This window comes from Sandarakinorhabdus rubra (genome assembly GCF_010994245.1).
GTDB lineage: Bacteria > Pseudomonadota > Alphaproteobacteria > Sphingomonadales > Sphingomonadaceae > Sandarakinorhabdus > Sandarakinorhabdus rubra.
Genome location: NZ_WMHO01000203.1, coordinates 1 through 4734, shown reverse-complemented (window position 1 = coordinate 4734; position 4734 = coordinate 1). Strand labels below are relative to the sequence as shown.

4 protein-coding genes and 1 pseudogene are annotated in these 4734 nt (G+C 68.5%); 3 read left to right on the top strand and 2 right to left on the bottom strand.

Translation table 11 applies throughout. From position 1 onward, the window contains the following. Positions 1-502 precede the first annotated feature (502 nt). Positions 503-1882, bottom strand: coding sequence for a glycosyl transferase family protein (locus GJV64_RS11605; RefSeq protein ID WP_164157376.1), 1380 nt, complete (start codon positions 1880-1882; stop codon positions 503-505). 120 nt (positions 1883-2002) lie between these two features. After that, positions 2003-2716 (bottom strand): acyl-homoserine-lactone synthase, encoded by a 714-nt coding sequence (locus tag GJV64_RS11600; RefSeq protein ID WP_164157375.1) that lies wholly within the window; start codon positions 2714-2716, stop codon positions 2003-2005. Between the two features lie 75 nt (positions 2717-2791). Here GJV64_RS11600 and thyA point away from each other — a divergent pair, with 75 nt between their 5' ends. From thyA to GJV64_RS11585, 3 genes and pseudogenes are all read left to right on the top strand, one after another. Continuing rightward, the gene (thyA, locus tag GJV64_RS11595) at positions 2792-3715 is read left to right on the top strand and encodes a thymidylate synthase (protein WP_164157374.1); all 924 of its coding nucleotides are present in this window, start codon (positions 2792-2794) and stop codon (positions 3713-3715) included. Beyond that, on the top strand, positions 3712-4212 hold the full coding sequence (locus GJV64_RS11590; protein WP_164157373.1) for a dihydrofolate reductase: 501 nt from the start codon (positions 3712-3714) through the stop codon (positions 4210-4212). The genes thyA and GJV64_RS11590 overlap by 4 nt, the downstream gene beginning before the upstream one ends. A 1-nt stretch (position 4213) precedes the next feature. Next, positions 4214-4734 (top strand): annotated as a pseudogene (locus GJV64_RS11585) (peptidase M19); the annotation flags it as partial.

The following is a 4734-nucleotide window of genomic DNA, read 5'->3' as shown; positions in this document are numbered from 1 at the left end:
GCCGCCGCGAACAGCCGCGCCGCCTGCCGCCGCTCGCCCGCGGCCAGCTGCCGATAGGCCTGATCGGCCAGCGCAAAGGCCGTAGCCGGTGCGGCCTCTGCCGGCTGCCCTGTGGACAATGCTGCGGATGATGCTGCGAACGGTTCCACCGTTTCAGTGGATTGGGTTGTGGATGGCACTGTGGATGGAGGGGGCGCCACAACAGGCGCTGGGGGCAAGTCTGGGGATGGCCGTGGGGACAAGCGGGGCGCGGGCAATGGTGCGGTCACTGGCGACACGGCCGAAACGGGCGCGAGCATCGGCCGTTCGGCCTTCGCCGCCCACCGGCGCAGCAGCGCCGGTGGGCGGGTCATGAGCGACGGCGCCCCTCCGGCCGCCAGCCCGATCGCCAGCCGGCGGCTTTCGGCCGCAAGCTGTGGCGCCCGCCACGCCAGCCAGGCGATCAGCGCCAGGCCCAGGGCGGCCAGCGCCCGGAACGGCCGTCCTTCACCGGCAACCAGGTTCATCCAGCCTCCGGAAAGCGGTGCCGGGTCTTTTCCCAGGCCGGCGGCCGCCCGGCCTGCAGGGCCGCGCGATAGCGGCTGAGCGCCCGCAGCGCGGCCGCGGCATTGATGAGATTGCCGACCAGCGCGCGCGGGGTTGCCCACAGCGCTTCGGTTGGCCCACGCAGACGCGCTGTGAAAAAGATCCGCCAGCCCAGCCGCCAGCACAGCAGCGCCCAGTTCAGCCACAGCAGCAGGATTGTCCCCCTCCCCGCCACCGGTGGCAGCCGGGCGGCCTCGGGGCTCCACTGCCGCAGCAGCGCATCGATGCCCAGCAACAGCACCAGCCCATAGGCCAGGAGGGTAACGAGTGCCATCAACGGCGCCTTGCGGTCACGCAGCAGCATCCAGCGCTGCGCCGCCGGGCCCTGCCAGCCCAGCCGATCCCAGCCGGCCAGCGCGATGCCGGTGAGCCAGCGCGCCTTCTGCCGCACCGCCGCTTCCCACGTGGCCGGGAAATGCTCAGCCGTGCCCACTGGCGCACCGTCCTGCCAGTCCCACAGGATCAGCGCGGCGCCGCCCAAGCGGTGGATATGCTGGCCCAGCTCATAATCCTCGGTCAGGCTCAGCGCATCGAACGGCGCGCCGCCGCGCGAGGCGGCGATGCGCCCCAGCATGGCGCGATCGATGGCCACACCCACGCCGGCAGCCGGCACCGCCGCGCCCAGCCACTGGCGCACGGGAAGTTCCTTGGCGTGGCTTTCGGCAAATTCGTCGATGTAATGCCCGGCAATCAGCGGACTGGCCGCCTCGGCCAGCGGCAGCACCGGCAGCTGCACCATCGCATGATCGCCGATATGGCGGGCAAAGCTGGCCAGCGCGCGCGGGTGCGCCAGATCTTCGGCATCGTGCAGCACTATGGCGGCGAACGCCTGTCCGCTGCCCTGCTCATGGGCCAACATCGCCTGCCACAGGCTGTTGAGGCAATCGGCCTTGGTGGTGGGGCCTGGACGCGGTCCGATCACCGCCGTCAGGCGCGAGTCATTTATCGCCGCCACGGCGGCCTGGCTGTCTGGATCGTTGGGATAGAGCCCCACGAACACGTGATAGGCGGGCCACTCCTGCGTGCCGAGCAGGCGGCGCAGCATGGCGCCGATCACCGCTGCTTCGTCCCAGGCCGGCACGAGGATGGCAAAATGCGGCGGCTCGGCCGGTGGCGCCACGGCCGGCGGCGGCGCGGGCCCTTGCACCCGGCGCGGCATCACCAGCCAGGCCAGATCCACCGCCAGATCATCGAGGCCGTTGATGGCCACGACCAGCGCCACCAGCAGCAGCGCTTCGGCCAGCCCGACATGCCAGAGGGCAAGGAGCTGGGCGCCCGACAGTCCGGCGATCAGCATGAAGGGCAGAAGCAGGTTTGGATGCCCCGGTCGATCCAGGTTCCGGCAAACGGGGAGGGCCGTATGCGGAGAAGAAAGGTCAACCGGGGCACCCTCGGTACGGGTTGGGCTGGCGCAGGGTCAGTTCGCCAGTGCCCCCTCCCGGCCGATATGGATGGTTTCAGCCAGCATCTGGCCCGGCAATTCCCAGGCCTGGCCCAGACGTTCCAGCGTTTCCGCGTTGACCATGACCTGCAGCGCGGCGACCGCAGCCTCCCCCTCGCCGTGCGGCATGCCCAGCGGTTCGGCATCCCAGCCGATGGAGAGGAGGCTGGGCAGCCACGGCATGTGGGTGACCATCGTGTAGCGCGTGATGCCATGGGCCAGCGCATGTTCGAACAGCGCGATCGACAGCTGCCGGCGCACCTGCAGCGCCTCTGCCCGGTTGAGGCCGGGCGCGGTCACCAGCCGGGTAATCTCCCACACGTCCGGGCCCTGCGGCACGCCGCCTTCGCACAGGTGCGGGAAGACATCGCCAAGCAGATGCGGCCCGGTGGAGGGCAACAGCCTGACCGAGCCGAGGTGGCGGCCAGTCTGGCGCTGGTGGATGATCAGGTAGAGCGTATCGGCTTGGTCATAGGCATCGAGCTCGTGCAAGCCATCGGGCGACGTGAGGTCCCAGCCCAAGCGGTCCATCAGCACCGTCTTACGGTCCCGCAGCATGGCCGACGACAGGCCGTGGCGCGGATCGGCGCCATACTGGCGCACCCCTTCGGCCACGCCGTCGGCATCGGCCCAGCGCCCGGCAACGGCATTGATATCGCGGCTGGTGCCCATGGTTGCGGTGCCGAACATGCTGCAGATCCTCGATGTTAACGGCCTGCCTTTCAGGTGGTTGACGGGGCTTCGCCATATCCCTGAAAAGGGGCAATGACTTTGACCGGCGAAGCCCAGTATCTTGACCTGTTGTCACGTGTGTGGCGCAACGGCGCCGAACGGGCCGACCGCACCGGCACCGGCACCCGGGCGCTGTTCGGCGAGATGCTGAAGTTCGATCTGTCGGATGGCACGGTGCCGCTACTCACCACCAAGCGGGTGTTCTGGAAATCGGCGGTGAAGGAGCTGATCTGGTTCCTCTCCGGCGACTCCAGCATCCGCCCGCTGGTTGAACAGGGCGTGCACATCTGGACGGACTGGCCGCTGGATGCCTATCGCCGCGCCACTGGGGACGCCATCAGCCGCGACGCATTCGAGGCGCGCATCATTGCCGATGATGAATTTGCCGCGCGCTGGGGCGATCTGGGCCCCGTCTATGGCGTGCAATGGCGGCGCTGGCCGCGCTATGCCGCCAATGAGGACGGCAGCTATCGCGCCGACACGCCGGTCGACCAGATCAGCGAACTGGTCCATGGCCTCAAGCACAACCCGGCCAGCCGCCGCCACATCTTCACCGGCTGGAACGTGCCCGAACTGCACCGCATGGCGCTGCCGCCCTGCCACATGACCTACCAGTATTTCGTCGCTGATGGCCGCCTGTCGGGCATCCTCTATCAGAGGAGCTGCGATCTCGGCCTGGGCTTCCCGTTCAACATCTTCGAAGCGGCGCTGCTGATCCGCATGCTGGCCCAGCAGTGCGGCTATGAACCCGGCACCCTCACCTGGATGGGGGCGGATTGCCATGTCTATCTCAACCACGAACATCTGGTGACGGAGCAGCTGTCGCGCGCCCCCCACCCCTTCCCGCGCCTGTCCTTCGCGCGTCAGCCGGCGGACCTGTTCAGCTATGCGCTCGAGGATGTCATCATCGAGGGCTATGATCCGCACCCGCACATCGCGGCACCGGTGGCGGTATGAGCCTCGACATTACATTGGTGGTGGCCCGCGCCCGGAACGGCGTCATCGGGCGGGACGGTGGCCTGCCCTGGCATCTGCCGGCCGATCTGAAACGCTTCAAGGCGATCACCGTCGGCAAGCCGGTGGTGATGGGCCGCAAGACCTTCGAATCGATCGGCAAGCCGCTGCCCGGCCGCCACAATATCGTGCTGACGAGACAGGCCGGCTGGACGGCCGAGGGTGTCACGGTGGTGCCCAACCTCGCCGAGGCGGTGGCCGCCGCCGGGCTCGATCCCCGCGCGCGTGGTGACATCATGATCATCGGCGGGGCGGAGATCTATGCCCTTGCGCTGCCGGTTGCCACCCGCATCGAGTTGACCGAGGTGGACGCCGCGCCCGATGGCGACACCATCCTGCCGGCCTTCGATCCGGCGCGCTGGCGGGAAGTCGCCCGCGTCAGCCACCCGCCTGAGGGTGACCGGCCCGGCTTTGCCTTCGTCACGCTGGAAAGGCGCTGAAATGATCCGAGTGCTCTGGGGTGCAGCCGTGCTGCTGCTGGTGGCGGCGATCGGCTTTTTCGGCTTCGCGCCCGGCATCGTCGAGCGCGACATGAACCAGGTCACCGGCAAGGCCTGGCCGGTGTCGGCGCAAGCGAAGGCGCTGCACCGTCGGCTGATCATCGTCGATCTCCATGCCGACACGCTGATGTGGAAGCGCGACCTGTTGTCCGAAACCGATCAGGGCCATGTCGACCTGAAGCGGCTGGAGACCGGCAATGTGGCGCTGCAGGTGTTTTCCAGCGTCACCAAGACGCCTCGTAACCAGAATTACGACCGCAACAGCGGCGATACCGACAATATCACCCCGCTGGTCATCGCCCAGATGCAGCCGCCGGAAACCTGGACCAGCCTTGCCGAACGCTCGATCTGGCATGCCAAGAAGCTGCACGATGCCGTGGTGCGCGCCGAGGGCCGGCTGCGCGTGGTGCAGACGCGCGCCGACCTCACCCGCCTGCTCGCCGACCGCGCCGCCGGCAAACG

Excerpts from the sequence above, each read along its gene's own strand:
- thyA (WP_164157374.1), top strand. The coding sequence starts at position 2,792 with ATGACTTTGACCGGCGAAGCCCAGTATCTTGACCTGTTGTCACGTGTG.
- GJV64_RS11605 (WP_164157376.1), bottom strand. The coding sequence starts at position 1,882 with ATGCTGATCGCCGGACTGTCGGGCGCCCAGCTCCTTGCCCTCTGGCAT.
- GJV64_RS11590 (WP_164157373.1), top strand. The coding sequence starts at position 3,712 with ATGAGCCTCGACATTACATTGGTGGTGGCCCGCGCCCGGAACGGCGTC.
- GJV64_RS11600 (WP_164157375.1), bottom strand. The coding sequence starts at position 2,716 with ATGTTCGGCACCGCAACCATGGGCACCAGCCGCGATATCAATGCCGTT.